Origin of the sequence: Streptomyces sp. NPDC001351 (assembly GCF_042896045.1) — a bacterium.
In the GTDB taxonomy this organism is placed as follows: domain Bacteria; phylum Actinomycetota; class Actinomycetes; order Streptomycetales; family Streptomycetaceae; genus Streptomyces.
On sequence record NZ_JBIAWS010000042.1, the window covers coordinates 1 to 1,618 of the forward strand.

Sequence of the window (1,618 nt, forward strand, 5' to 3'; positions counted from 1 at the left end):
CTACGACGACCAAGCACATCTTCGTCACCGGGGGTGTCGCCTCCTCGCTGGGCAAGGGCCTGACCGCCTCCAGCCTGGGCATGCTCCTCAAGGCGCGGGGCCTGCGGGTCGTGATGCAGAAGCTCGACCCGTATCTGAACGTCGATCCGGGCACGATGAACCCCTTCCAGCACGGTGAGGTGTTCGTCACCAACGACGGCGCCGAGACGGACCTGGACATCGGCCACTACGAGCGCTTCCTCGACCGTGACCTGGACGGCTCGGCGAACGTCACCACCGGCCAGGTGTACTCGACGGTGATCGCCAAGGAGCGGCGCGGCGAGTACCTCGGCGACACCGTGCAGGTCATCCCGCACATCACCAACGAGATCAAGCACCGCATCCGGCGGATGGCGACCGACGAGGTCGACGTCGTCATCACGGAGGTCGGCGGCACGGTCGGCGACATCGAGTCGCTGCCGTTCCTGGAGACCGTCCGCCAGGTCCGCCACGAGGTGGGGCGTGACAACGTCTTCGTCGTCCACATCTCCCTCCTGCCCTACATCGGCCCGTCGGGAGAGCTGAAGACGAAGCCGACCCAGCACTCGGTTGCGGCCCTGCGCAACATCGGTATCCAGCCGGACGCGATCGTGCTGCGCTGCGACCGCGAGGTGCCCACCGCGATCAAGCGCAAGATCTCCCTGATGTGCGACGTCGACGAGGCCGCCGTGGTCGCCTGCCCCGACGCCCGCTCGATCTACGACATCCCCAAGACCGTGCACGGCGAGGGCCTGGACGCCTATGTCGTCCGCAAGCTGGACCTGCCCTTCCGCGACGTGGACTGGCGGACCTGGGACGACCTGCTCGACCGCGTCCACAACCCCGACCACGAGATCACCCTCGCGCTGGTCGGCAAGTACATCGACCTTCCCGACGCCTACCTCTCGGTCACCGAGGCGCTGCGCGCCGGCGGCTTCGCCCACCGCGCCCGTGTGAAGATCAAGTGGGTCACCTCCGACGACTGCAAGACCCCGGCCGGTGCCGCGGCGCAGCTCGGCGACGTCGACGGCATCTGCATCCCGGGCGGCTTCGGCGACCGCGGTGTGCTCGGCAAGGTCGGCGCGATCAAGTACGCCCGCGAGAACAAGATCCCGCTGCTCGGCCTCTGCCTGGGCCTGCAGTGCATCGTGATCGAGGCCGCACGCAACCTGGCCGGCATCACCGACGCCAACTCCACCGAGTTCGACTCCGCCACCGGCCACCCCGTCATCTCCACCATGGCCGAGCAGCTCGACATCGTCGCCGGCGAGGGCGACATGGGCGGCACGATGCGCCTGGGCATGTACCCGGCCAAGCTGGCCGAGGGCTCGATCGTGCGCGAGGTCTACGACGGCAAGGAGTACGTCGAGGAGCGCCACCGCCACCGCTACGAGGTCAACAACGCCTACCGCGCGGAGCTGGAGAAGAAGGCCGGCATCCTGTTCTCCGGCACTTCGCCCGACGGCAAACTCGTCGAGTACGTGGAGTACCCGCGCGAGACGCACCCTTACCTGGTGGCGACCCAGGCACACCCCGAGCTGCGCTCCCGCCCGACCCGCCCGCACCCGCTCTTCGCCGGCCTGGTGAAGGCCTCGGTCGA

Annotated in this window: 1 protein-coding gene; it reads left to right on the forward strand. The window is 68.5% G+C overall.

Features of this window, described 5'->3' with window-relative positions; all coding sequences use genetic code 11:
- Window positions 1-1,618 (forward strand): CTP synthase (locus ACFY1U_RS50940; protein WP_390700930.1); only part of this gene is annotated, 1,618 nt, incomplete at both ends.